The organism is Alphaproteobacteria bacterium endosymbiont of Tiliacea citrago, from assembly GCF_964031065.1.
Classification (GTDB): domain Bacteria; phylum Pseudomonadota; class Alphaproteobacteria; order CAJXXZ01; family DAHXLG01.
The window spans coordinates 92,648-116,262 of the sequence record NZ_OZ034995.1; the positions used below are offsets into that span (position 1 = coordinate 92,648).

Sequence of the window (23,615 nt, forward strand, 5' to 3'; positions counted from 1 at the left end):
AGGAGAGTTTTTGCATTCTTAAGGAGTATATCTTTAAGCTTTTTTTATATTATAAATTAGAACAATATACCCTTTTGCATTACCAACCCTATCAAACAAATCAAATTCAAACGACCAAAAATTCAACGCTTCTTTTATCTCTTCCCTTACTGATAGTGACTTAAAAAGAATTAAATATTTAGCGTTTTTTAATTGTTTTAATAAATGTAAAATTTTAGTTACACCTCTAACAATTACAATCGAATTTTCATAATCATTTACATGATCTAGTGTATTTATGTATTTTAAAACGTTTCTGAAAAAAAACAGTTTATTTGAACTTCTTTCAATTAAATAAACATCATTAAACCCATACAAAAACAAAGGGTATCCTATTACTCCTCCTCCTGCACCAAAATCGTAAATTTTACTATTATTATCCAAAAAAATTTCTTTTAAAAGCGGTATAATTGAAAACGCTTCATTAAAATGCCATCCCCATAAATCTGTTAAAGTTGAGTTTGCTACAAGAGAAAATTTATTCCACTCTTTTATTAGCTCTCCAAAAGAATCTATTTTTGTGACCAACGATTCAGTTAATTTTTCTATCTTAGAATCTTTTAACATAATGAAAATATATTAATTTATTGAAAATAAAGCTATCAGTTTAATTTTGGCTTACCTGAAAAAGGCTTCCGAGTTTTTGATGATCTATCTGATGATCTTCCTTTAGATCCACCACCAAAAGAACCTCTTGATCTATTGACTCCTCTATCTGATTTGTTTCCATCTCCTCTGCCAAAACCTCTTTTGTTATCTCTATTGCCACCAAAAGAACCTCTGTTAGAGCTGCCTCTATTAAAAGATCTTCCTTCTGATTTTTCGCCGGTTGAAGTAGCATCTTTTGAACTATCGTTTCTTCGCTCAGAACTTCCATCTCTTCTTCCAAAACCACCTCTGTTAGAGCCTCTATCAGAAAATCTTCTTTCTCCGCCTCTGTCAGAACCTCTATCGGAAAATCTTCTTTCTCCACCTCTATCAGAACCTCTATCGGAAAATCTTCTTTCTCCACCTCTATCAGAACCTCTATCGGAAAATCTTCTTTCTCCACCTCTATCAGAACCTCTATCGGAAAATCTTCTTTCTCCACCTCTATCAGAACCTCTATCGGAACCTCTGTCGGAAAATCTTCTTTCTCCGCCGCTGCTCTCGCCGTCTTTTTTATCGCCCCCTCTATCAAAGCTTCTTTCTGACCCTTCTCTTGGAGGTCTGTCTCTTCTTTCTCCTCTATTTGATCTTTCACCACCAAATCTTCTTTGACGATCTTCACCACTAAAAGACCTTCTTTCAAAGCGTCTTTCAGTTTTTTCCTCTGACCCTTTTTCATCTGAATTAGTGTTTATTGTTGAGCCATCTTCTCTTGGTTTATAATCATTTGAAAATCTATCTCTTCCGCCTCTATTGCCGCCTCGACTTCCACCTCTATTGCCGCCTCGATCAAAACGTCTATCTCCTCTGTTCTCATTTCTAGGATAACCTCTATCTGATCTAAAAGGCCTATCTTCTTTTTCTTGACTATTGTTTTCTTGAGCCTCGTTTTCTTGACCATAATTCAATGAACTGTTCTCAATTTCAATTCCGTCTTCTGAAAGACTATCTTCCAATAAAGAATTGTTTAACTCTCCATTTTCATCTTCTTCAAAATTTTCCCTTTTGATTAACCTTCTTCTTGCTTTTTGCTCTACGACTTTATTCGCTTCAAAACAGCAAGGATCATTTGTTGAAACATGCTCAAAAATTTGATCAGCTTGATCAACTAATTCTTTTTCAATTACAACTGAAAAGTCATAAAAATCTTTTGAAAAATCTTCTTTATTTTCTCCAATAAAAACTCCAAGCCAATAACAAGGAAGTCCTTTCAACTGAAGGGCGTATTGATTCATTCTTCTAGTCGGTAAAAAAACATCGAACAAAATAAAAACACCGTTATTCACAGCGTTTTTTAACATCTTTTGAAGGACCCACTCAAAAGACTCTTCTACTGAATCTGAATTTGCATTTAACATGCTTAATATTGTCTTACGATTAATATATATGCATGCATCGTCTTGAAATTTTGCTTTTATTGATCTTATAAGATTTAATTTCTCTTCACATTCTGGTCCATTTAAAAATAATATACTAGGATTCACAACTGAAATTTTACGGTAAAGAAAAATAAAAAGATAGTTAAAAGAAAATTAATTAAATATAGCGATATATTTACTTATAATTTATCATAAATAGACGCGGATATGGTGAAATGGTAGACACGCAAGATTCAGATTCTTGTTTTTAAGGGTTCAAGTCCCTTTATCCGCACCAAATTAGGTGTTTTTTTTGATTGTTTTTTTTTAATAATACAAATATAATTTTTTACAAGCGGATATGGTGAAATGGTAGACACGCAAGATTTAGGTTCTTGTCTCTGGGGGTTCGAGTCCCTCTATCCGCACACTTACTATTATTTTTTTTCAATTGAAAGATATAATTTATTCATTTTCTCTTTTTATTGTAAAACAAAATTGTTTTATCTATAATAATTTTATTGAGTGTTTAGGAGAGATTTTAATGAGTGTCAGTAAATTAGAGCCAAGAGAAATAACGTTTAAATTAGACGAAAAAGCCAGTACAGAAATTAACAAAATTTATTCAGTTTTTGTGCCAATTGAATTTTTAAAAGAATGGGCAAAAGACCAATCTGCGCCAGGTTTTAGACAAGGTAAAGTTCCTTTAAGATTATTAAAAAAAGATGAATTTTTAAAAAGGCACCTTTCAAATCTTCTTAATAAAATAAAAAAACAAGATAATATTGAAGATATTTTTGCTTCAAACTATATAATCAAAACATTTGATTTAGATAGCGATATAGAAGTTGTTTTGAGCATTGAAAAAGTTCCTAATGTACCTAAAATAAATTTTAAAAACATAAGCGTTAAAACCTTTAAAGCTTTAATTTCAGATGAAAACATTCAAAATGGAATTAAAAATTATGCAAATTATAATGCAAAAGCTGGTGATTCTGTTTCTAGACCTTCTGAAAAAGGAGATTTTGTTGATTTAGAACTTGAAATTGAAGATTTTAAAATGAATCAAACAGAAAAAAACAAACAATCGATAAGATTAGGCTCAAACACTTTTATTCCATTAATTGAAAATGCCCTTACTGGTCAAAACATTGATTTTCAATATTCACATAAACCAAATCAAGATATTGAAATAAGATTAAAAATTAAAGAAATAAAAGAATCTGTTCCCCTTACACACGAAGAAATGTTAGACAAACTAAATGTTTCAAACAAACCTTTAGAAGAGTTTTTTAAGTCTAAATTAGAACTTGAATCACAATTAGCATCAAAAAATTTGATTTTAGAAACAATAAAAAAGGTGATTTTAGATTCTGAATTTGAAGTTCCTTTAAGTGCAATACAAAAAGAATACAAGAAGGCTTTAGATCAAACTTTAAACAATTTAAATTATATAAAAGATATTAATTTAGAAGAATTTATAAAAAACAAATTAGGAATTTCATTAAAAGAGTTTGAAGCTAATTTAACAAATATTGCAGCTGCTCATGCAAAAATTAGGTTTATGTACTATACAATTGCACACCAACAAAACATAAAAATTGAAGAAGATGAAATTAACTATGCTATTAATTCTCAAATAAGATTTTTTAACAATAACATAGAACAAACAAAAAAATTCTACGAAGAAAATGAATTAGCTAGAGAAGAAATGCTTGAAAACATTTTGTTTTCTAAAATTGCAGAACATTTAATTCATAAAGTACAAAAACTAGCCCCTCAAGAAATTTCTTTAGATGAATTATACAAAATTAATATAAAAGATTTAGAATACACTATAAATGAATCTGAAGAGTTAAACGAAGAAAAGGTAAAGATTGAAGATTCAAAAAACAGTATAATCGAATCTGAAGATATATAAAAAATACAAAATAAATTTTAGAAAGGATATATTTATGATTATTCCAACAGTTGTTTCAGAAAAAGAGCGAGGATCTTACGATATTTTTTCTTATTTGCTAAAAAACAGAATAATTTTTTTATCAGGTGGAATCAATGACAGTGTTGCAAATGTTATTTGTGCACAATTACTTTTTTTAGAGGCTGAAAACCCTGAAAAAGATATTTATTTATATATAAACTCACCAGGTGGAAGCATAACATCAGGATTAGCTATATATGATACAATGCAATTAGTTAAGCCAGATGTTCAAACGTGGGCTATGGGATTAGCAGCTTCATGCGGATCTTTTTTGCTTTGTTCTGGAGCCGCAGGAAAAAGGTTTTCGTTGCCTAACACAAGAATAATGCTTCATGAACCATCTGGTGGATATGAGGGTCGTTCTGTGCATATAGAAGATCATGCTAACGAAGTTCGTTTTTTAAGAGAAAAATTAGCAGAATTATATTCAAAACATTCAAAACAATCTGTTGATGCTATTTATAAATGGTTTTACAGAGAAACTTTTTTTTCACCTGAAATTGCAAAAGAATTTGGAATCATTGATCATATCAAAACCTTAAGAGAAGATATTATCGATATCAAATAATACCTAAATAAAAAACACTTCGTTTGACTTTTTTAATAAAAAAGATTATTATAGCCGTATGTTAAAGAAAATTATATTTTTGTCTTTTACCTTATTAAAGGTAAGATCCCCAGAGGAATCTCTTGAGGAACAGATATTAAAAACACCAAGTATACTGGACTCTTTAAGCCGTTCTAATTCTTACATAAAATTAAATGGGGATTCTATTTGTAACATAATGAAAAATATAAGTGAGCCTAAATACTTACAACTACTCATTGAAAATACTTATCTGAAAAAATTGGATTACATGCACATTTATAAAATTCTATTGGATATAAAAGACCCGCAATATTTAAAGGCTTTTATGAATAAAGTGGGATATGATTGTTTGAATGAAACGTTTCATAAAAAAAGCGAGTTTTGTCCAAGGTTGGACCAATACGGTTCTATTTTGACAAGTGTGATCGAATTCATGAAAAAAAATAGGCATCTACTACACCTACAATTTTTTTTAAATGGATTAGACGATAGGTTTATTAATGATGCAATAGATCATATATATTCCTACCGCGCTGACTATTTAACACCTGCTGTACATAGAATGCAGTTAACTTGGTGGCATAAATTAAATAGTAAAATGATTGTTAAGGTCATGAAAAATATGAGTGGTTCATCAAATCTAATAGATTTTATGAATAAAATCTCAAAAAATCAGTGGCATAACTTAGAAAACAATGATATTTCTTATATAATTTGTAATACAAAATCAGAATATTTACCATTTTTTATCAATGATAAAATCTCAGAAATTAGGTGGGGATTTTTATACAGTCAGGATATGGCTACTATAATTATTGGAATAGATGATAAATACCGACCAATGTTACTGGATAAAACCTTAAAAGATGATTGGCATAGATTAAAGGGTGATGATATTGCTAGGATCATGCATATAAAAGATCCTAGTTTTTTATCAAGTTTTATGAATAAAATATCACAAGATCAGTGGAAGAGATTAAATAGTACTCATATTACTGATGTAATAAAGAATATAGCTTCCGAACATTTACTAAAATTTATGGACAAAATACCACAAAATGAGTGGAATATCTTAACTAGTGCTCATATTACTGATGTAATGAATAATATAGCTTCAGAACATTTACTAAAATTTATGGACAAAATATCACAAGATCAGTGGTATAAATTAAGTAGTGCTCATATTACTGATGTAATAAAGAATATAGCTTCCGAACATTTACTAAAATTTATGGACAAAATACCACAAAATGAGTGGAATATCTTAACTAGTGCTCATATTACTGATGTAATGAATAATATAGCTTCAGAACATTTACTAAAATTTATGGACAAAATATCAGAAAATCAATGGATTGATTTAAAACAACAAGATATTTCCTTTATTAGATCACATATAGATATAAAGTATTTACCGAATTTTAAAGATAAACTTAAAAAGAATGAAAACTTCTAATTAATTAGACTAGCTCTACATCTCTACATCAAAAGAATATAGTAAACATTAACAGAGTCTTAATCCTTAAATTTCCCTAAAGAACAAATTCCCCTCAAACCAAACACATAACCTGCTGCATTTTTTGCAAAGTGTTATTAGCAATCAAAGAAGCCTTTTTATTCCCTTCTGAAATAATTTCAATAATATCCGTTTGATTAATTCTTGATCTTCTTTCTCTAATTGGCTCCAAAAAAGTTTTCAAAACATCAAAAAGTAAATTTTTCAAATAAACATCTCCTAATCCACCTTTTGAATAATGAGCCTTTAAATCATTAAGATGAGAAACATCATGATAAAAAGCATCCAAATATTTAAAAACAACGTTTTCAGAAACATTACCAGGATCACTCACCTTAATATGTGCAGGATCAGTATACATGCTAAAAATCTTATCTTTCAAATCCTGATCATTATCATTTAAAAAAATAGCATTTTTCAAAGATTTGCTAGCTTTATTTTTACCATCAATACCAATTAAACGAGAATTAGAACTCAAAACCGCTTCACAGCGTTTTAGAACATCACAACGATATAAAGAATTAAACTTATCAACAATTTCATTGGTTTGTTCAATCATAGGCAACTGATCTTTACCAACAGGTACTAAATCAGCCAAAAAAGCAGTAATATCAGCAGCCTGAGAAATTGGATAACATAAAAAACCACAAGGAATGCTTTCTTTAAAGCCCCTTTGTTTAATTTCATCTTTTATAGTAGGATTTTGCTGAGCCCTGGCTAAAGAAACTAAGTTTAAAAAATAAACAGTCATTTCAAACAAAGGCTTAACACTAGATTGAACAAAAATAGTACTTTTATCAGGATCAATACCAACAGCCAAATAATCCTCAACAACTTGAAAAATTTGAGATTTAATCAATTCAGGTCGATCATAATAATCAGTTAAAGCTTGAACATTAGCAACCATAATAAAAGTATTAAAATCATGTTGCATATTAATACGATTTTCTAAAGAGCCAATATAATGCCCCAAATGCAAACAACCAGTAGGTCTATCACCAGTTAATATAGTTTTCATAATTCATATGATATTTTGTTTTAGAGTTTTTTTCAAATTGAAATCAAAAAAATAAATGAAAATGAACAAATAAAAGAAAACTTAATAAAAACCAGTTAAAGAAACATTCTGAAAACCAGCATCTTGAAGTTTAACCAATAAAGAATAAACCAATTGATAAGATAAAAACTTACCAGCTTCAACAGCAACAACAGAATCTTTAGGCTCTTTTGAAAGAGTGTCGACAAGCTCTTTATACGAAATTTCTTTCCCATTATAAAAAATTTTCTGTTTATCGTTTAAAGAAATAGTAATAATACGATCATATTTAATGACATTTTTAGATTGAACAACAGAAACAACCTTAGGAACATCAACATAAATTTCGCGAACCATCATAGGAGTGGTAACCATAAAAATAACAAGTAAAACTAATAAAATATCAACCAAAGGAGTAATGTTGATATCAGCAGCCCTTTTTTTACTCACTGAGCTTCTCCATTTGAATTAAAAGATTTTAGAATGAAACTTTTAAATAAAAACAAATCTTTTTTTAAACGATCCAACTTAGCATAAAAATAATTAGCACCAATATTAGCAGGAATAGCAACAAAAATACCCATAGCAGTAACACATAAAGCTTCAGATAAAGCAGGAGCAACAACAGTAATACTATTAGAATTAGAAGCAGCAATAGCTTGAAAACTGCTCATAATACCAAGAACAGTACCAAGCAAACCAACAAAAGGAGCAATAGAACCTAAAATAGAAATATTATCAATATCCTTCAGAATCTGATTTTCCCAATTAAAAAAAATCAACTCAATATTTTTATTAAGAACCTTTTCAGAATCAACAACAAAAGTTTCCCTGGTTTTAGTTGTAAAAATCAAATCTAAAATTTCATCATAAACCTCTAAATACATAGAAGGCTCGGCATTGATACGAGCAATATTTTTCATCCTAGGTAAATATAGTTTCAAATTATCACCAAGTTGATCATGTGAATAAAAAAAATAAGCATACTTTGATATAATCGCAATACTATAAATAGAAGATAATAACAAAGTTAAGATGATTAACTTTCCAATAAAATCTGCGGAAAAAAATGTATGGATTAATAACATGAAGTAATTATACAAAAAAAAAACAGAGAACAAAAGTTTTAAAAAAAACAAACTCACTTTTACTTTTTAAAAAAAGAAAGATAACCTTTAAATATGAATAATTTTGTCTCAGCATCATTTTATATGCTCTTGTGTAGTTTGTCCTGCATAATAAGCGATACATTATCAAAACTTGTTTCATTAGATACAAATTTATTAATGTTAATTAGATTTTCAGTAAGTTCAATAATTTTACTTTATTGTCACTACTATGTTTTTGAATATGAATACTGGAAAGAGGAATACAAAAAAAAACACTCAACAATAAATTCATTAGTTCTAATAGGAAACATAGTGGGATCATTATTTAATTTTAAAGTTTTAAACCTATTATTTAGTATAAAAAAAATATATGATACCAACTCTAAAAAAGCCCCAACAGAAGAAGATTTAAAGAGTAAAAACATAATAATAGAAGCCATATTAAATTTTATAAAAAATCCAATTTTTAAAATTTGGATAATTTATGTGTTCTATATAACATACACAAACTTAAATTTAATCAATCAACAATTTTTTTCTTATAAAAACTCAAACATAACAATAATAATATTAACCTTATTATCAATAATAATAGCATCTAACACAGAAAAAATAATTATAAGATCACTAATTAGACCAATAACAATAAAAAAAGAAACAATATTAATAATATCTTTTTTAATATTATCAATAAAAAGTATAAAAAACATAAAGCTAACAACATCAATATTAGCAATAGGTTTTGTAATTTTTGTTTACACGTTTATAAGATATTGTATAAAAATAGAAAGAAATATAATAACATATGAAAACATAATAAGAGGATTATTGTTCGGAATAGGAATGATGCTTTTTACCAATGGACTAAAACAATTATCATTAGCCTTAGTAATTTTATTAAATTTTTGCACCCCAATTATAGTGGTAATTCTTTCATCAATTATATTAAAAGAAGATTTAAAACATAGGCTTATAGTTTGTGTTATTAACACGATAGGCATTTTTTTCTCTATTTATCAAAACATAAACACAATAAATATAAGTGCAATATTATCAATAATAGGAGCATCAATTTGTTTTGCAGTAATAGACGTTTTTAATAAATATTACATACAAAACACAAAAGCAGAAACAATAAAATACAAAATAAAAAACACAATAGAAAATGCCACAGAAGGAAAAAAATTAGAAAAATTAAACAATATAATAGGCGCGTTTTCAGAAACAAACGAACCAGACAATGAAATAACCATAATTGATGAAATATATGAAAACTTCAACCAATCAGAAAAAGAAACAAAAAAAATAACAGATATTTTATTAGGATCATCTTTAGTTTCATCGATGTTTTTCTTAATTTTAGTGATTTTTGATCAAAAAAACACTTTTTTTGTATCAATTTTAGATGTTTTTTATGCAATTTTAATAGGTTTTTTAGCAATTTTAATACCATTTTTCATGCTAAAAGCAAGTCAAAAAGCAGACCTATCTTCATTACAACCATTAAAATATATAGAATTTCCATTATCGGTTTTTATCAGTTGTTTTTTATTTAATGAAACTTTCAATCTTTCTTTTTTTATCGGATTTTTCATAATAATCATTAGCACAACATATGGATATTTCCATGAAACAAAAAAAAGCATAATATTAAATAATGACTATAATAAATAAAAAAATAATATTGTTTTGTCTGAATTTACATGCCCCAATAGCAACAACAAATACTCCCACAAAAGAAATCGAGAGTTTGGCACATAAAAGAATCCGCGATGAAAATGAAAAACAAGATACAAAAATACCAAAAACAGAAGGCTTTTTAGAATCATCATCTTTACAAAACTCGCCAAAAATCGAAAACACAGATATAACACCGCAAGAAAGCTTAGAAAACACAACAGAAAATGAAAAAACAGAAGCTAAAACCAGCCAAAAAGAGCCAGAAACATTAACAACAGAAGAAATTATATATAGTGAAGAAGATATTGAATTTTTAAATCTTATAGCTCCTTATAAAAAAGATGAGCTAGAACTCGCATTTAATAATTTAAAAAAGTTTTTGGATCGCCCTTATGAACATAATACGCAAGAATTTTCAGATGCTGTTTTCAATGTTTTAAAACAAATTCCTTGTCGTACTAATACAGAGAACTTCTCTTTCGATTTTGTTGAAAAAGTAAAATTTGCAATAGAAAAAATACCTAAAAAAATAACCCCTGAAATACAACTTTCATATTTTTTTCAATTAGACTATGATCATGAAGCCGTATCAGAATATGAAAAAATTAAAGGAAACACCTTTAAAGAAGTTTGTTTTTTGATCAAAAAAATGTTAAATATGAAAAAAAGAGGCATATTAAAAGAAAATGCAAAAAAAGCACTCGAGGCCATTTATTCTTTGACTGCAATGTCTCTCAGCGCAATTAGCTATCTGGACGATTTAATGTTTGGTACTTTTGGCAAAATAGAAAAATATGCATATTTATTAGAAGATATTATGATTCTTCCTATACTTCACTATCTACCAGACCATTTTGATGATTTAACTGTTTTAATAGCAAATGAAACAAAAAAATTAAGACATATGTTTTACCTCAGAAAAATTATATATAAAACCATGCAAAGCTTTGCTAAAGAATATGCTGAAATTCCTAATTTGGAATAATTACAACCAATTCTCCTTTAATATCTATTTTAGATAAAGCTTCTGGAGTATCAAAAAAAAATTCTTCATATGTTTTTGTAATTTCTTTTAAAATAAAAATTTTTTTCTCAATAAAATCAGATAAAATCTGCATTGTTTTTTGAATTCTATGAGATGATTCAAAAAAAATTAAATGACTTTTTATTCTTAAGTTGTTTTCTATCTCTTGTTTTATAGCTGTCGCTTTTCTTGGTAAAAAACCAATAAAATTAAAATTACCCTTCAAACCCGTTAAAGAAAATGATGATGTTACAGATGACACACCTGGTATTACTTTGATTTCAAAATTTGCTGATCTAAAATAACATATCAAATCTGAACCTGGGTCTGATATGCACGGCATTCCCCTATCTGATACAATCGCAATTGAGTTCTTTTTTTTTAACTCTTCATAACCTCTCTTAAAAGACAAGTCTTTTGATCCAACATAAGAGATTAAGTCTTTTTTTATTAAAAATTCATCTAATAATTTTTGAGTTTCACGAGTATCTTCGCATAATATTAAAGAAACCTCTTTTAAAACTTGTAAAGCCCTTAATGTAATATCTTTGTAATTTCCAATTGGCACTCCAACAATATAAGCAATAGATTTCATTTTGTTACTTTATCATACACCCTTTTAACTGATTGAGCTATCAATGGCAATACAGACCCTAACGTAAGTGAAATAATACATAATGTGGTTATTAATTTGTATTGATAGCTGTTAATACCATTAGTAACTAATAAAATACCTAAAAAAGAAAAAGAAAATTCTGAGGCTTGAGATAAAACAATTGATATAAAAAAACTTTTTAAACTATCAAATTTCATTATCCTTAATACACAATAATTCACTAAAAATCTAACAATCAAGGTTAAAAGAGTTAAGATCACTATCAAAACATAGTTTTCTTTTATATATGGAATATCAATATTTGTACCTATAAAAATAAAAAAAGACATTAATAACAGGCTTCCAATTGGTTTTGAAAATGCTAAAATTTGTTTTTTATTACCCAATGATCCTAAAATTAATCCAGCTAAAAATGGGCCATAGGAATGAGAAAAACCTAATAGTTCTGATAAAGAAGAAAAAGAAAAACACATAGCTAAGCTTGCCAAGGTTATCACTTCTTGATTTGCTTCTTTTTTCTTTTTTTCATCAACTTTTTCATTTCCAGAATCCTCTACTAGTTCAAAAATATGTTTCAATGGCTTTAAAACTTTTTGAGATTTGTTTGAATAGGTAGAAAGAAATTGTATTAAGCCACATAATCCAACTATAGATAATCCAACTTTCCAGGTTATATTGAGAAAAGAGGCGTTTTCTATTCCGTTCAAAATAATAGACATTGGAACAATTGCTAAGTCTTGAATAATTAAAATACTAACAATCAATGATTGATCTTCTGGGGCTAACTCGTCCATTTCATCAAGTAACTTAACTACCACAGCTGTGCTACTTAAAACTAATAAAAACGCACACAATAAACTATATGCTAAGTTAAAATGAAAAAACTTCAATAAAATAAAACCTAAAATTAATCCAAAAAACAGTTGCAATAAAAAAATTAATAGAGCTTGTTTCCACATTTTTTTGAAATCGTTCAAATCAAGCTTTATTCCAATATGAAAAATAAGCATTAATAGGCCAAGATCTCCTAATGAATGCGCTAATCTTGAATAAAAAGAAACATGACCGAAAAACGGGCCTAAACAAAGCCCAGTTAAAATATGTCCTAATAAAAAAGGTTGGCCTAGCCATTTTGATCCAAGAGAAAAAAACAAACTAATAACTAATAATAATGTTAAATCATTCACTTTTTATTTATTCCCCTTCAATAATTACACTACCATTGTATATAATTTTTATAAAATTTTATAGATTGTTTTTCAAAAACTTGATGATATTAAAAATATTTTATATAATGTCTAAAGTAATGGGTAAGTTAAAGACAAAATCAGCAATAAAAAAACGTTTTAAGATTAAAAAAAATGGAACCGTAGTTGCTAGATGTATTGGAAAAAGACACAATCTTCGAAAAAAATCAACAAAGTTAAAAAAATTCAAATCAGGATTTCACGTAATTCCTCATTGTGATACTAACTTGATTAAACGTTGTGCTAGATACGGAATAAAATAAAGAAAGGAAATCTCAAATGCCAAGAGTCAAAAAAGGAATCACAAAACACACTAGACATAAAAAAATTTTAAATATGTCTAAGGGTTACTTTGGTAGAAGTAAAAATTGTTACAGCATTGCAGTTAATAGGGTTAAACATGGTCTTCAATATGCTTATGATCATAGAAAAAATTTAAAAGGAGAAATGAGATCTCTTTGGATTGTTAGACTTAATGCTGCTTGCAGAGAAAATGGAATGAAATACAGTCAGTTTATTAATGCTTTAAACAAGCATAATATTCCTTTAAACAGAAAGGTTTTATCGGAATTAGCTATTCACGATCAGAAGGCTTTCTCTAGTTTATTGCAAAAACTTGCTGCTTAATTTTTTTTTATTTATAAATTTTACATTTTTTTAAATTAGTATTTTATTATGCTAAAAAAAGGCTTTTTATTTTTTTTTCTTTTATTTAACTTAAGCTCTGAATCTACGTTTAGAAAATCTTTGCATTCTTATATTGGTTTATCTAAATTTTTTAGACAATCTGCTGGTACAGAAATTGAATATAAATCTGTAAATAATGATGAAAAAAAATCCAATAAGGATGATAATGATGATGAATCTCAAGAGCAAGTAAAAGCTTTAGCAAACGGTGAATTTAACAACCACATCAAACAAGCCTTAGTTTTAATTCATGATCCTGAAAGCAAAGAAGACAATGTAAAAACTTTGGTTGAAATTTTAAATAACAATAAAGAAAAAATATGCAAAAAATATGGATTCGTTTTTTCTATTTATTTAGGTGAATTCATGGATATAATATCATTTGGGATTTGTTTTGCAAATGAAAATTATACAGAGGACATTATAACATATAATCCTAAAACAAAAAAAATGCTTAATGCAAAACCATCTAAAGATGAACAAACCGAAGAAAAAAATGAAAGCAACGGCAAAAAAAACAAGAGTAAAAAGAAAAAAAAAGAAGATGATGATCAAGCAAATCAAGAGGGTTCGTTATTTCTTAAGCGGAAAATACCATTAATGATAGGTGGCTTTGTTCAAATACAAAATGATGACTTAGATTCTTTTTTTGTTGCTGGAAGAGTTGATCTCATGGTTGGATTACTTAAAGTTTTTGGACAAAGCAAAGAGCTTTTTTCTTTTGTAAATAAAAATTTGATAAATACAAATAGTTTGTTATTAAAAAACACGATAATTATTTCTTTATCTGTTAGCTTAGTTTTAAGACTTTTTGATCTAGAAGTTGCCATAACAACAGGAGTAAAATGGGCTCCGATAGGAATTAAAGCAACACAAACAGGTTTTTCAAAAGAACAAATAGAACAAGAGGATTATGATTCTTCAACAGAAATAAACATAAAAACCAATCATTTAGAGTTTTTTATAGCAATAAGCTTAGGGTTTTCTTTTTAAATTTGCCATTCTTTTATTGTTGCCTTAACGCAATTAATTATCTTACCTTTTAAAAAAATTTAAATAATGCCATTAGTTATCTAAGTTGTTTGGTTGTTTTTTATAAAATTATTGCAAATTTTTAAGACTTTTTAAGAAATTGAATTTTTATACTCCTTCAAATAAATATATTTGTCTCTTTATTTTGAAAAATTTTTACATAAAATTTTTTTCTTATTTTTTATAAGATTTAAACAAACAAATATCTCCATCTTCTATCAAAGAATCTTTGGCACATGTTTTAACAACTCCATTCTCTCTTGCTTCTGACCAACCATTATATTTTATAAAGTCATCAAATTTAACAACATCAGCTGAAATAAAATGATTATAAAAATCTGTATGAATTACACCTGCTGCATCTTGCATTGTATCACCTTTATGAACTTCCCAAGCCCTTGTTTCTTCTTTTCCTGTTGTGAAATAATTCATTAAACCAAGTTTATTATACGCAGCTCTAACCAATTCATTTAAGCCACTCGATTGAATACCCAAATCAATTAAAAAATTTTTTTTATCTTCTTCTGATTCTATATCTTGAAGCATTACTTCTATTGCTGCAAATATTTTTATAGGATTTAAATGCTTTATTTTATTAAAAAATTCATCATCAGAAGATGTTGAAACATTCCCAACTATAAGCATTGGTTTGTAAGTTAAAAAACCATATGTGTTAAAAAAATTCACAAAATCTTTATCCCACTGACTATCTCTTAATGCAGAATTAGAGTATAAAAAATTTTTTGCAATTTCTGCTTGATTTTTTAAGTTAATATCTGTTTTTTTTTGATATAAAATTTTTTCTAAGCGTTCTAAATCAGAACATTGTAATTCTAAGTTAATCGTATCATAGTCTCTGATAGGATCAACTGAGTTTTCCACATGTATTATCTCTTTATCTTCAAAACACCTTAAAACTTGAATTATTAAATCGCATTCTCTAATATGAGATAAAAACTGATTTCCTAATCCTTCTCCCTTATTAGCACCTTTAACTAAACCAGCAATATCATGACATGTTAATAATGCATGAATAATTTTAGAGCTATGCGAAATTTTTGAAAGTAATTCTAATCTATTATCTTCCAGTGGAACCTTACCAATATTTGGCTCTATAGTGCAAAACGGATAATTAGCAGATGCTGCAACTGTTTTTTTTAAAATTGCATTAAACAAAGTTGATTTACCAACATTTGGTAAACCAACAAAACCACAAGACAAGCTCATATTATTTTATTTTAGCTTCCTTAAAAAGAACTCTTTTATTCACAACTGGATCAAATTTCATAAGCTCAATTTTTATAGCAGCCTTTAATCCCTTTGGATTCTTACTTCTTACAAAAAAAGTACCTGTTGGCTTTTCAACTGTTTTTCCTTCTTTGTTTATAACAGATTTTGTAGCTGTGCTAACTAATTTTATTAAATTTTTTTTGTTCTTCTTAGCCATTATTTATTCTCCATTTTGTTTTTTTCAAGCTTTTTAACTTGATCATGAGTTAACGCTTTCAAACGACCTTTTTTACCAGAACATCTTTCAAGATAGTATAATTTAGCTCGTCTTACTTTTCCACGTGACAGAACATCAACATGTAAATCTTGAAATATTGGAGAAAAAGACATTAAAATAGAAGTCTCTTTTTCAACTCTTCTAATTGTAAATGTTGATGACAACCCTTTTTTGATAACTCTTATACAAACTCCTTCTGATGTTTGTACCCATTTTTTACCTTTTTCTTCAACAGAAAGCTTTACTCTTAAAGTATCTCCTACTCTTATATTTTTTATATCAATTTTATCTTTTAATTGACTTAATTTTTTTTCTTCAAATTTTTTCACTAAAGGATGCACTACGATTCTCCGCTTTTTTTAAAATATAGCATTTTATTTAAAACTTGGAAATACTGTTAATGTTTTCTGTTTAATCTTTTATTTTTTTTCTTGAATTTTTTTGATATTCTTGAATTTTTGCGTGATCACCAGATAGTAAAATTTGATCAACCTCAATTATTTTATTATCCACACTCCATTTTGCTGGCCTTGTATATCTATCTTCTGATATTTCATCGTTTACAAAACTTTCATTTTCAAAAGAACCATCATTTCCTACCACTCCTGGAATTTTTCTTATTAAACTTTCTAAAAGAACAAAAGCTGCACTTTCTCCACCAGCTATTACATAATTACCTATGCTTATTTCTTCAAAATCATAATAATTAATTGCTCTTTGATCTACTCCTTCATATCTACCACATAACAAAAGAAAATTATCGTGTTCTAAAATTAAACTTTCAACTTTTTTTTGAGTTAAAAGAGTTCCTCTTGGAGATAAAAAAATCTTCTTTCCAGTAAAATTAATATTTTGCATGCAATTCATAACGACATCTGGTCTAATTAACATGCCTGGCAAACCACTAAACACGGCATCATCAACAACTTTTTTATTACCAATTCCATAGGTTCTAAGATCATGAGTTTTCATACTCCAGAATTTATTTAAAGATTTTGCAAAAATAGATACACCTAACGGGCCAGGAAACAATTCTGGGAACAACGTTATAATTTCAAAATTTTTCATTTGAAAATTATTCCATTACTCTTGGAAACAAAACGATAGGCTCCTTAATTATTATGTTTTTATGTACACTTACATCTTTGAAATTTAGATCTACATCAAAATATTTTGCAATTTTTTTAGCACATTCAGGTAAAATCGGGCTAAACAGAACTGACAAAACCTTAAAACAATAAAGCAAAGAATATAAAGAATTATTTAATTGCTCTCCTTCCTGTTTCCAAATTGTGTTTTCACTAATATAATTGTTCAAAGAATCAAAGGCAGCTGAAAAAGATCGAATATACTGATCAAAAAAACTAATATTCTTCACAAAATTATTTGCTTCATTTTTTGTATTATTAACAACATTATTTAAAAACTCATCTAATTCGCAGTGCTTTAATTCTTTTATGTTTTTATTTTCTGCTATTCCTAATAATCTTAATAAGATATTACCATATTTGTTTGATAAAGCTGCATTTATTGTTGAGTGAAACAAAGATTCTTTAAAATTTGCATCTTCTCCTAAAGTCATATTAGAAAGTAAAAAATATCTTATCGCATCACTTCCATATACCTCTGTTAAACCATCAATGTCTATTGCGTTATTAAGGCTTTTAGAAACCTTTTGATCGCCATTTAACCACCAACCATGTACAACAACTTTTTTTGGAGGGAGTAAATCTGCTGCCATTAATAATGCTGGCCAATATATTGCATGAAATTTTAAAATATCTTTACCAACAACATGAGTAGCTGGCCAATAATTCAAGTATTTTTGATCTGGATAGCCAATCAGCGTTAAATAGTTAGCCAAAGCATCTATCCAAACATACATAACCTGATCTGGATCATCCGGAACCTCTATTCCCCAGGAAAGCCTTTCTTTGGGTCTTGAAATTGAAAAATCTTTTAATCCCTGCTTAATAAATCCCATTGCTTCGTTGTATCGAATTTTAGGATAAATAGTTTCTGGATGTTTCTCATAATATTCAACTAATTTTTCTTGAAAGGAGGAAAGTTTAAAATAATAACATTCCTCTTCTCTCCACACAATGTTTTTACTTGTTGAAACATAATCTTCAGATACGTCTAAATAACTCTCGTCTGAAATAGAATACCACCCCTTGTATCTATGTTTATAAACATATCCATTCTCTTTTAACTTATTCCAAAAAATTTGAGTTGCTTTTTTGTGCTGTTCATCTGTTGTTCTAACCCAATAATCATATCTAACATTATATTTTTCAAAAAATTTTTTAAACGACTCACTAATATTATCAACATGAACCTTTGGGTTTAGACCATTATTAACTGCCACTTGAAAAACTTTTTGACCATGTTCATCCATTCCAGAAGAAAGAAAGAAATCTTCTCCCATGACTAAATTAATTTGCTTCCACAAATCACATACTAAACCTGTATATAAATGCCCGATATGAGGCGTGCTATTAGCATAAAAAATAGGAGCTGTTAAATATTTAACCTTGTTCATATATTTAAATGATAACTAAAATATTTTGTTTGATCAAATTCTTGCAAAATGATTTTTAACCATAAAGTATAAACTATAAATCTTCCAAAAAAAAATATATAATTATAATCATGAGAATTTATCAATCCGTATCTTTAGTTGGAATTATGGGAGCTGGTAAAACTTGTATAGCTAAAAAATTAGCTAAAAAACTTGATTTATATCATATTGATACAGATAAAGAGATAAAAACTAAAACAGGATTAAGTGTTAAACAATTAATTGACACAGAGCAATCAGATCTACTCAAAACAGTTGAATTTGAAATCATCAAAGAACATTGTCATAAAAAATGCGTTGTTTCAACAGGAGATCACACCGTTAATAATCAAAAAGCTTGGGATTACTTAATGCAAAACTCTTTAAGCGTGTGGATAAACTTAAGTTTAGTACAAATATTACAAAGATTGAAACCAAGTGAAAACAGGCCATTTTTTCCAACAGAGTTAACTTTACAACATTTGAAAGAAATATATAACGAAAGAAAGAAAAAGTATTTTTTATCAAAAATTCAAATTAGATCTTTAAACGCATCTAAAGTTGAAGATTTATTGAAAATAATACAACACTTTTTGTCTGAAAGTATTGTTATTTAAATATTAGATAAAGGGGTTTTTTAAAGGGGTTTTTTAAATTTTTTTCTTCATAAGAATAATCTTACTTATTAATTCTGGAAAGTTATTTACTAAAAGCTAGCATAAGAACATTGAAAAACCTGCATAGACTGCATATACTCTGTTTTTTTAGAAAATAATTTAGAAAATAGATTAGACTCAAGGTTCTCAAGAAAAGATAAAAAGCTATGAATCTTTGTTTTATGGTCATTCAAATCTTTCAGATAACGCATTAAAAAATCATCTTTTTGTTCTGTTTTTTTTAAAACCGATTTTTTCTCACTATCTATTTTTTTTCTTTCCAGAATAGAAATAACCCTTATTATTTGTTGAAAATCTTTTTCTATCTCAAGATATTTTGTTTTCTTTTCTTCAGGAGAAGAAGAATTCCAAACATTTGCAAAAAGGTTAATTTTTTTTCCGTTAATCAAAAAATAATGTAAGTTAAAAATCAAAAAAATTTCAAAAATTCTATCTCGTAATTCCTCTTCAGGCGTTTTTGTTATATTAAGGAATGGTTCTGGTTTATATTGTTGATAAGAAGTCATAAAGATAGACAAAGCTCGCCTCAACTGATCATCTTCAAGCTTTTTTAAACAATTATCAAAATGATTTTTCGCAACTTCAACAGCATTTTCGTAGCCTCTTTGCAAAGCTTCCTCTGTTTGCTCCATCAAAGACAATTTTTCCTGGATATCTTCAACCTTGTCTAATTTATTTAAAAAATTCCTCTTGAATTTGCACCTTATTAAAAGCATCTCGTTAAAAGACAGATTCTGCAAACATTCCTTTTGGAAAAAAATTTCATCCTCTAAAGGAAGAGCTTTTGAATTATAAACTTCTAAACAAGGATCTTTTAAAGGAGGCTCCGAACAAAGCTTCTGAAAAACACTTATTCCCTTTTCAAACTTAGGAGCATTTAAAAAAACACTCAACAACAAAAACTTATTTTAAACATACCTTTTTATTCTATAAAACAATCATCTATAAATAAATATATCTGAATTAGTTGAATAATTAACTTGAAAAGCTTTGTTGGGATACAATTTTTTAAATATTGATCTGCTTGCTATCGAGGCTTCAGAAAAACCGGTTAAAATTAAATCTCTTTTTCCATCATAGTTTATACAATCACCGATTGCGTAAATTCCAGGCCTAGAGCTCTCCATTGTGGCTGGGTTCACTTTTATTTTTGATTTAAATAAATCTAAATTCCAATTTTTTAAAAAGTTTATGTTAGAAACAGCGCCATAACATGGAATTATATAATCAACGAAAATGTTTTTTTCTTCTCCTATAATTGTTAATTTGTTATCTTGTTCTATAATATGCGAAAGAGAATAAGGTGCAATTTTTTCTATATTATTTGATTCCATTATTTTGTTCATAGAGTAATAAGCCGCTTTAAAAACATTTCTCCTATGCAGTAAATATATTTTTTTTGATATTTTTGATAGCTCAATCGCCAAATCTAAAGCCGAATCGCCACCACCCAATATAGCAACTTCTTTATCTTTAAATCGATTTAATTTTTCTATTTTATATATTATTTTTTCGCCCTCAAGCTTTTCATCAAAAGGAACAGAAAGTTTTACTGGTTGATATATACCAGCTCCCAAAGCAACTAAAACAGCCCTTGCCTTAATTTCTTTATCTTTAAATTTAATTAAAAAATATTTTTGATTTTCTTCTAATAGTTCTTCTATAGACTCAACAAAAGCATTTAAATAAATATCAGGATTAAAAATAGAGGACTGATCGATTAAATTTTCAATAAGCTGAGAAGCGGTGATTTCTTTGTGCCCTGGAATATCATAAATTTTTTTCTCTGGATATTGAAATTTACACTGCCCACCTAGCTCAGAGTTAGAATCAAAAATTGCACATTTTAAACCTTCCATACCACATGAAAAAATTGAAAAAATACCAATTGGACCACCTCCAATGATAACAACGTCATACATAATATTAGATGGTTACTATTTTTAAGATTCTTTTTCAACCATTAAAATAAAAAATTATTTATTTTGTATGATTTTTTTCCAATTTTTAATATTTGATTTTTGGTTTAAGTTTTTAACTGATTGAGAATAAGCCAACTTATTTCTTTTAAAAATGAGCAATGTTGCTGTGCCTTTACAAAACTTCCAAAAAATCAACCTATTAGTTAAATAAACAGATTGATCAATATCATTCAATTCAAAAAAAGACTTAAGTTTAGAATGGTTTTCACTTTTTATTACAAAATAAATAGGAACATTAAATTTTTTAGACGCTCTAAAAAGTGTCCACATATTTTGCAAAAAAGGCTTTGATTTCTCATAATCATCAATAATATAAACAAAAGAAACTTCATTGTTTTGCAATTTTATTGATTTATTTCCATTCTTTTCAAACAACTCTATATTTTTTATTTTGTTTAAATAAACTTGATTAAACAGCAACAGAGAAGAAAAAATAAAAAGAACAAAAGAAAAATAAAGTAACATATTTTTTTCTATGTGTTTTTTAAAAGCAAGGTTTTCCATATGGGTATTTTACCTAGTGGCGAATAATTTTTAATTAAATTTTATTTAATACTCCAACCTAAAGAATTATAAGTTTCTTCTTTTTTCCATAAATCTTCATCAACAACAACTTTCAAACCTAAATACCCAGATTGTTTTAGTTTTAATGAAATTTCAATTCTAGAAACTTTCCCTATGTTTTTTAGTTTTTCACATTTTTTTCCTATTAAAATTGGTTTATATGATTCTCTTGGAACAAGAATATCTAAAAATATTTTCCAGGCGCTGTTTTGAGGAATTGAAAAATCTTTAACTTTAATAAATATGTTATATGGCACTTCTTGCTCAAACTCTAAAAGAATTTTTTCTCTTACAACTTCACAAGCATAATTTAAAATTTCATCCTCTTTATTTTCTTCATAAACAAAATCTTGCTCTACTTCTTCAAAAAAAGACTCTTTTTTTAAATATTCTAAAATATCTTTCACACCATCTCCAGTTTTTGCGCAAACACAAAAAATAGCCTTGGGATTAAAAGATTGAAGTTGTTCAATAATTGGTAATAATTTAGGTTTTCGCATATAATCAATTTTATTTAAAACTATGATTGATTTTTCTAAATAAGGTAAAAACCGCTCTATTCTTGGATTTGTACAATCCACAACCAACATCATTGCGTTTAAAGATTTTAAATAAGATTGCATGTTGTTAAAAATGACAGTTCCTAGTTTATTATTAAATTTATCTATACCAGGAGTATCAACAAAAACAACTTCTTCTGAATTTGCTAATTTTTTAACTTTAGAAGAAATTGTTCGTGTAGTATGAGGCTTAGGCGTAACAATACTAACCTTTTCTCCTATCATAGAATTTAAAAGTGTCGATTTACCGACGTTAGGTAGTCCAATAATTGGAATATTGATTCTTTGCATACTATTACTGTAACAAAAATTTTCCATATTAAAAACAACACAGAACAAAGCGTTTGTTATTTTAAAGCAAAATAAAGTAAAATAATCCAGGAGATAATTAAACAAATGAGCAAAGTAATAAAAAATGAAAATAAAAAAAAGTCAAATACATCATTAAACATTTTTAGCTTTTTGATTGGTTTAACAGTGGGATCTTGTTCGTTTTTAGCTTTAAACCCAATAATAAGTTATTATTTTAATTCTTTTAATGGCCCTGCTTTCATAAAAAAAAACAGTACGAACCAAGAAATAACAACCGAAACAATTCAAGTAATGTTCACACCCGGTGATCAATGTACAGATAGAATAGTGGAACATATTTTAAGTGCAAAAAAAGAAATTCTAGTGCAAGCTTATTCTTTCACATCTAAGCCAATTATTGATGCTTTAATAAGCAAACGTAAAGAAGGAGTGAAAATAATTATAATTTTAGATAAAAGTCAAGAAAAAAGCGTATTTGCCCTCAAAGTCTACTCATCTGAAATACAGGTTTTAATTGATAAAATGCCAGGCATTGCACATAATAAAATTATTATAATTGATAGAAAAAAAATATTTACAGGTAGTTTTAACTTTAGCAAAGCAGCTCAGTTCAGCAATGCAGAAAATTCACTGTTAATTTATGATGCAAAAACTGTTAAAAAATATTTAGAAAATTTCTTTAATAGAATGGAAAAAAGTTCGAGATATAGCTTTGAACCAATACAAAGTAAACTTTAATCAAAAAATTTAAAATAATTCAAGTAAAATCTTAATACAAAAGACCTTTTATAAAGAAAATGAACAGTTAAATAAAATGTATCCCCTAGGGGATTTGAACCCCTGTTTTCGGACTGAGAATCCGACGTCCTAACCCCTAGACGAAGGGGACAT

The 23,615-nt window shown here is 27.6% G+C and carries 26 protein-coding genes and 3 tRNA genes; 12 read left to right on the plus strand and 17 right to left on the minus strand.

Annotated features, from left to right (window positions below):
* Positions 1-33: 33 nt before the first annotated feature.
* Together AAHM83_RS00435 and AAHM83_RS00440 are read right to left on the minus strand one after the other, a co-directional pair.
* Entirely contained in the window at positions 34-606 is a 573-nt protein-coding gene (locus tag AAHM83_RS00435) for an RsmG family class I SAM-dependent methyltransferase (RefSeq protein ID WP_342262064.1), read from the minus strand.
* A 35-nt stretch (positions 607-641) separates the two neighbouring features.
* Entirely contained in the window at positions 642-2,171 is a 1,530-nt protein-coding gene (locus AAHM83_RS00440) for a hypothetical protein (protein WP_342262065.1), read from the minus strand.
* Positions 2,172-2,267: 96 nt separating this feature from the next.
* Between AAHM83_RS00440 and AAHM83_RS00445 the strand changes: the two genes are divergently transcribed.
* From AAHM83_RS00445 to AAHM83_RS00465, 5 genes are all read left to right on the plus strand, one after another.
* A tRNA-Leu gene (locus tag AAHM83_RS00445) sits at positions 2,268-2,343 on the plus strand.
* Between the two features lie 57 nt (positions 2,344-2,400).
* Positions 2,401-2,473 (plus strand) — tRNA-Leu (locus AAHM83_RS00450).
* A gap of 116 nt (positions 2,474-2,589) precedes the next feature.
* Positions 2,590-3,966: a trigger factor gene (locus AAHM83_RS00455; protein ID WP_342262066.1), complete on the plus strand. Its 1,377-nt coding sequence runs from the start codon at positions 2,590-2,592 to the stop codon at positions 3,964-3,966.
* Between the two features lie 34 nt (positions 3,967-4,000).
* On the plus strand, positions 4,001-4,594 hold the full coding sequence (locus AAHM83_RS00460; protein ID WP_342262067.1) for an ATP-dependent Clp protease proteolytic subunit: 594 nt from the start codon (positions 4,001-4,003) through the stop codon (positions 4,592-4,594).
* 58 nt (positions 4,595-4,652) lie between these two features.
* Positions 4,653-6,071, plus strand: a complete 1,419-nt coding sequence (locus tag AAHM83_RS00465; RefSeq protein WP_342262068.1) for a hypothetical protein — start codon at positions 4,653-4,655, stop codon at positions 6,069-6,071.
* 94 nt (positions 6,072-6,165) lie between these two features.
* Here AAHM83_RS00465 and trpS read toward each other — a convergent pair whose 3' ends face one another.
* The 3 genes from trpS to AAHM83_RS00480 form a co-directional block, all read right to left on the minus strand.
* Positions 6,166-7,152 (minus strand): tryptophan--tRNA ligase, encoded by a 987-nt coding sequence (trpS, locus tag AAHM83_RS00470; protein WP_342262236.1) that lies wholly within the window; start codon positions 7,150-7,152, stop codon positions 6,166-6,168.
* A gap of 78 nt (positions 7,153-7,230) precedes the next feature.
* Positions 7,231-7,617, minus strand: coding sequence for an ExbD/TolR family protein (locus tag AAHM83_RS00475; RefSeq protein ID WP_342262069.1), 387 nt, complete (start codon positions 7,615-7,617; stop codon positions 7,231-7,233).
* Positions 7,614-8,255 (minus strand): MotA/TolQ/ExbB proton channel family protein, encoded by a 642-nt coding sequence (locus AAHM83_RS00480; RefSeq protein ID WP_342262070.1) that lies wholly within the window; start codon positions 8,253-8,255, stop codon positions 7,614-7,616. Before AAHM83_RS00480 ends, AAHM83_RS00475 begins: the two co-directional genes overlap by 4 nt.
* Positions 8,256-8,348: 93 nt before the next feature.
* On the opposite strand from AAHM83_RS00480, the gene AAHM83_RS00485 reads away from it, so the two are divergent.
* Entirely contained in the window at positions 8,349-9,950 is a 1,602-nt protein-coding gene (locus AAHM83_RS00485) for a hypothetical protein (RefSeq protein WP_342262071.1), read from the plus strand.
* Complete coding sequence (locus AAHM83_RS00490; RefSeq protein WP_342262072.1) at positions 9,934-10,941, plus strand: hypothetical protein; 1,008 nt, start codon at positions 9,934-9,936, stop codon at positions 10,939-10,941. The genes AAHM83_RS00485 and AAHM83_RS00490 overlap by 17 nt, the downstream gene beginning before the upstream one ends.
* Here AAHM83_RS00490 and rsmI read toward each other — a convergent pair.
* Complete coding sequence (gene rsmI, locus AAHM83_RS00495; protein ID WP_342262073.1) at positions 10,928-11,575, minus strand: 16S rRNA (cytidine(1402)-2'-O)-methyltransferase; 648 nt, start codon at positions 11,573-11,575, stop codon at positions 10,928-10,930. The two genes, AAHM83_RS00490 and rsmI, sit on opposite strands and share 14 nt — an antisense overlap.
* Positions 11,572-12,783: a cation:proton antiporter gene (locus tag AAHM83_RS00500; protein ID WP_342262074.1), complete on the minus strand. Its 1,212-nt coding sequence runs from the start codon at positions 12,781-12,783 to the stop codon at positions 11,572-11,574. Before AAHM83_RS00500 ends, rsmI begins: the two co-directional genes overlap by 4 nt.
* Positions 12,784-12,902: 119 nt before the next feature.
* Between AAHM83_RS00500 and AAHM83_RS00505 the strand changes: the two genes are divergently transcribed.
* From AAHM83_RS00505 to AAHM83_RS00515, 3 genes are read left to right on the plus strand one after another with little or no spacing between them, the layout of a single operon-like run.
* Positions 12,903-13,106: a large ribosomal subunit protein bL35 gene (locus AAHM83_RS00505; protein WP_342262075.1), complete on the plus strand. Its 204-nt coding sequence runs from the start codon at positions 12,903-12,905 to the stop codon at positions 13,104-13,106.
* 16 nt (positions 13,107-13,122) lie between these two features.
* Positions 13,123-13,470 carry a 50S ribosomal protein L20 gene (rplT, locus tag AAHM83_RS00510; protein ID WP_342262076.1) on the plus strand — a complete coding sequence of 116 codons (348 nt, stop codon included), beginning with the start codon at positions 13,123-13,125 and terminating at the stop codon, positions 13,468-13,470.
* Between the two features lie 48 nt (positions 13,471-13,518).
* Complete coding sequence (locus AAHM83_RS00515; protein WP_342262077.1) at positions 13,519-14,523, plus strand: hypothetical protein; 1,005 nt, start codon at positions 13,519-13,521, stop codon at positions 14,521-14,523.
* A gap of 213 nt (positions 14,524-14,736) precedes the next feature.
* Here the strand turns inward: AAHM83_RS00515 and ychF are convergent, their stop codons facing one another.
* From ychF to AAHM83_RS00540, 5 genes are all read right to left on the minus strand, one after another.
* Positions 14,737-15,789, minus strand: a complete 1,053-nt coding sequence (gene ychF / locus AAHM83_RS00520; RefSeq protein ID WP_342262078.1) for a redox-regulated ATPase YchF — start codon at positions 15,787-15,789, stop codon at positions 14,737-14,739.
* A 1-nt stretch (position 15,790) separates the two neighbouring features.
* Complete coding sequence (rpmG, locus tag AAHM83_RS00525; protein ID WP_342262079.1) at positions 15,791-16,009, minus strand: 50S ribosomal protein L33; 219 nt, start codon at positions 16,007-16,009, stop codon at positions 15,791-15,793.
* Positions 16,009-16,410, minus strand: coding sequence for a 50S ribosomal protein L19 (locus tag AAHM83_RS00530; protein ID WP_342262080.1), 402 nt, complete (start codon positions 16,408-16,410; stop codon positions 16,009-16,011). The genes rpmG and AAHM83_RS00530 overlap by 1 nt, the downstream gene beginning before the upstream one ends.
* A 70-nt stretch (positions 16,411-16,480) precedes the next feature.
* Positions 16,481-17,137 carry a tRNA (guanosine(37)-N1)-methyltransferase TrmD gene (locus AAHM83_RS00535; RefSeq protein WP_342262081.1) on the minus strand — a complete coding sequence of 219 codons (657 nt, stop codon included), beginning with the start codon at positions 17,135-17,137 and terminating at the stop codon, positions 16,481-16,483.
* Positions 17,138-17,144: 7 nt separating this feature from the next.
* On the minus strand, positions 17,145-18,611 hold the full coding sequence (locus AAHM83_RS00540) for a methionine--tRNA ligase (protein ID WP_342262082.1): 1,467 nt from the start codon (positions 18,609-18,611) through the stop codon (positions 17,145-17,147).
* A 110-nt stretch (positions 18,612-18,721) separates the two neighbouring features.
* On the opposite strand from AAHM83_RS00540, the gene AAHM83_RS00545 reads away from it, so the two are divergent.
* Positions 18,722-19,246, plus strand: coding sequence for a shikimate kinase (locus tag AAHM83_RS00545; RefSeq protein WP_342262083.1), 525 nt, complete (start codon positions 18,722-18,724; stop codon positions 19,244-19,246).
* A gap of 89 nt (positions 19,247-19,335) precedes the next feature.
* On the opposite strand, the gene AAHM83_RS00550 is transcribed toward AAHM83_RS00545, so the two are convergent.
* Genes AAHM83_RS00550 through era form a run of 4 tightly spaced genes read right to left on the minus strand, consistent with a single transcriptional unit; the run spans position 19,336 to position 22,703 of the window.
* Positions 19,336-20,205: a hypothetical protein gene (locus AAHM83_RS00550; protein WP_342262084.1), complete on the minus strand. Its 870-nt coding sequence runs from the start codon at positions 20,203-20,205 to the stop codon at positions 19,336-19,338.
* Between the two features lie 39 nt (positions 20,206-20,244).
* Positions 20,245-21,228 carry an NAD(P)/FAD-dependent oxidoreductase gene (locus AAHM83_RS00555; RefSeq protein WP_342262085.1) on the minus strand — a complete coding sequence of 328 codons (984 nt, stop codon included), beginning with the start codon at positions 21,226-21,228 and terminating at the stop codon, positions 20,245-20,247.
* A 54-nt stretch (positions 21,229-21,282) separates the two neighbouring features.
* The gene (locus AAHM83_RS00560; RefSeq protein WP_342262086.1) at positions 21,283-21,792 is read right to left on the minus strand and encodes a hypothetical protein; all 510 of its coding nucleotides are present in this window, start codon (positions 21,790-21,792) and stop codon (positions 21,283-21,285) included.
* Positions 21,793-21,833: 41 nt separating this feature from the next.
* Positions 21,834-22,703: a GTPase Era gene (gene era / locus AAHM83_RS00565; RefSeq protein WP_342262087.1), complete on the minus strand. Its 870-nt coding sequence runs from the start codon at positions 22,701-22,703 to the stop codon at positions 21,834-21,836.
* 105 nt (positions 22,704-22,808) lie between these two features.
* Between era and AAHM83_RS00570 the strand changes: the two genes are divergently transcribed.
* A complete protein-coding gene (locus AAHM83_RS00570; protein WP_342262088.1) occupies positions 22,809-23,462 on the plus strand; it encodes a phospholipase D-like domain-containing protein in 654 nt (217 codons plus the stop codon).
* 79 nt (positions 23,463-23,541) lie between these two features.
* Here AAHM83_RS00570 and AAHM83_RS00575 read toward each other — a convergent pair.
* Positions 23,542-23,613 (minus strand) — tRNA-Glu (locus AAHM83_RS00575).
* Positions 23,614-23,615 lie beyond the last annotated feature (2 nt).

Bases quoted from the DNA above. Each gene is read 5' to 3' on its own strand.
- AAHM83_RS00435 (WP_342262064.1), bottom strand. From the start codon at position 606: ATGTTAAAAGATTCTAAGATAGAAAAATTAACTGAATCGTTGGTCACA.
- AAHM83_RS00455 (WP_342262066.1), top strand. From the start codon at position 2,590: ATGAGTGTCAGTAAATTAGAGCCAAGAGAAATAACGTTTAAATTAGAC.
- AAHM83_RS00460 (WP_342262067.1), top strand. From the start codon at position 4,001: ATGATTATTCCAACAGTTGTTTCAGAAAAAGAGCGAGGATCTTACGAT.
- AAHM83_RS00465 (WP_342262068.1), top strand. From the start codon at position 4,653: ATGTTAAAGAAAATTATATTTTTGTCTTTTACCTTATTAAAGGTAAGA.
- AAHM83_RS00480 (WP_342262070.1), bottom strand. From the start codon at position 8,255: ATGTTATTAATCCATACATTTTTTTCCGCAGATTTTATTGGAAAGTTA.
- AAHM83_RS00485 (WP_342262071.1), top strand. From the start codon at position 8,349: ATGAATAATTTTGTCTCAGCATCATTTTATATGCTCTTGTGTAGTTTG.
- AAHM83_RS00490 (WP_342262072.1), top strand. From the start codon at position 9,934: ATGACTATAATAAATAAAAAAATAATATTGTTTTGTCTGAATTTACAT.
- rsmI (WP_342262073.1), bottom strand. From the start codon at position 11,575: ATGAAATCTATTGCTTATATTGTTGGAGTGCCAATTGGAAATTACAAA.
- AAHM83_RS00505 (WP_342262075.1), top strand. From the start codon at position 12,903: ATGGGTAAGTTAAAGACAAAATCAGCAATAAAAAAACGTTTTAAGATT.
- rplT (WP_342262076.1), top strand. From the start codon at position 13,123: ATGCCAAGAGTCAAAAAAGGAATCACAAAACACACTAGACATAAAAAA.
- AAHM83_RS00515 (WP_342262077.1), top strand. From the start codon at position 13,519: ATGCTAAAAAAAGGCTTTTTATTTTTTTTTCTTTTATTTAACTTAAGC.
- ychF (WP_342262078.1), bottom strand. From the start codon at position 15,789: ATGAGCTTGTCTTGTGGTTTTGTTGGTTTACCAAATGTTGGTAAATCA.
- rpmG (WP_342262079.1), bottom strand. From the start codon at position 16,009: ATGGCTAAGAAGAACAAAAAAAATTTAATAAAATTAGTTAGCACAGCT.
- AAHM83_RS00535 (WP_342262081.1), bottom strand. From the start codon at position 17,137: ATGAAAAATTTTGAAATTATAACGTTGTTCCCAGAATTGTTTCCTGGC.
- AAHM83_RS00540 (WP_342262082.1), bottom strand. From the start codon at position 18,611: ATGAACAAGGTTAAATATTTAACAGCTCCTATTTTTTATGCTAATAGC.
- AAHM83_RS00545 (WP_342262083.1), top strand. From the start codon at position 18,722: ATGAGAATTTATCAATCCGTATCTTTAGTTGGAATTATGGGAGCTGGT.
- AAHM83_RS00555 (WP_342262085.1), bottom strand. From the start codon at position 21,228: ATGTATGACGTTGTTATCATTGGAGGTGGTCCAATTGGTATTTTTTCA.
- AAHM83_RS00560 (WP_342262086.1), bottom strand. From the start codon at position 21,792: ATGGAAAACCTTGCTTTTAAAAAACACATAGAAAAAAATATGTTACTT.
- era (WP_342262087.1), bottom strand. From the start codon at position 22,703: ATGCAAAGAATCAATATTCCAATTATTGGACTACCTAACGTCGGTAAA.
- AAHM83_RS00570 (WP_342262088.1), top strand. From the start codon at position 22,809: ATGAGCAAAGTAATAAAAAATGAAAATAAAAAAAAGTCAAATACATCA.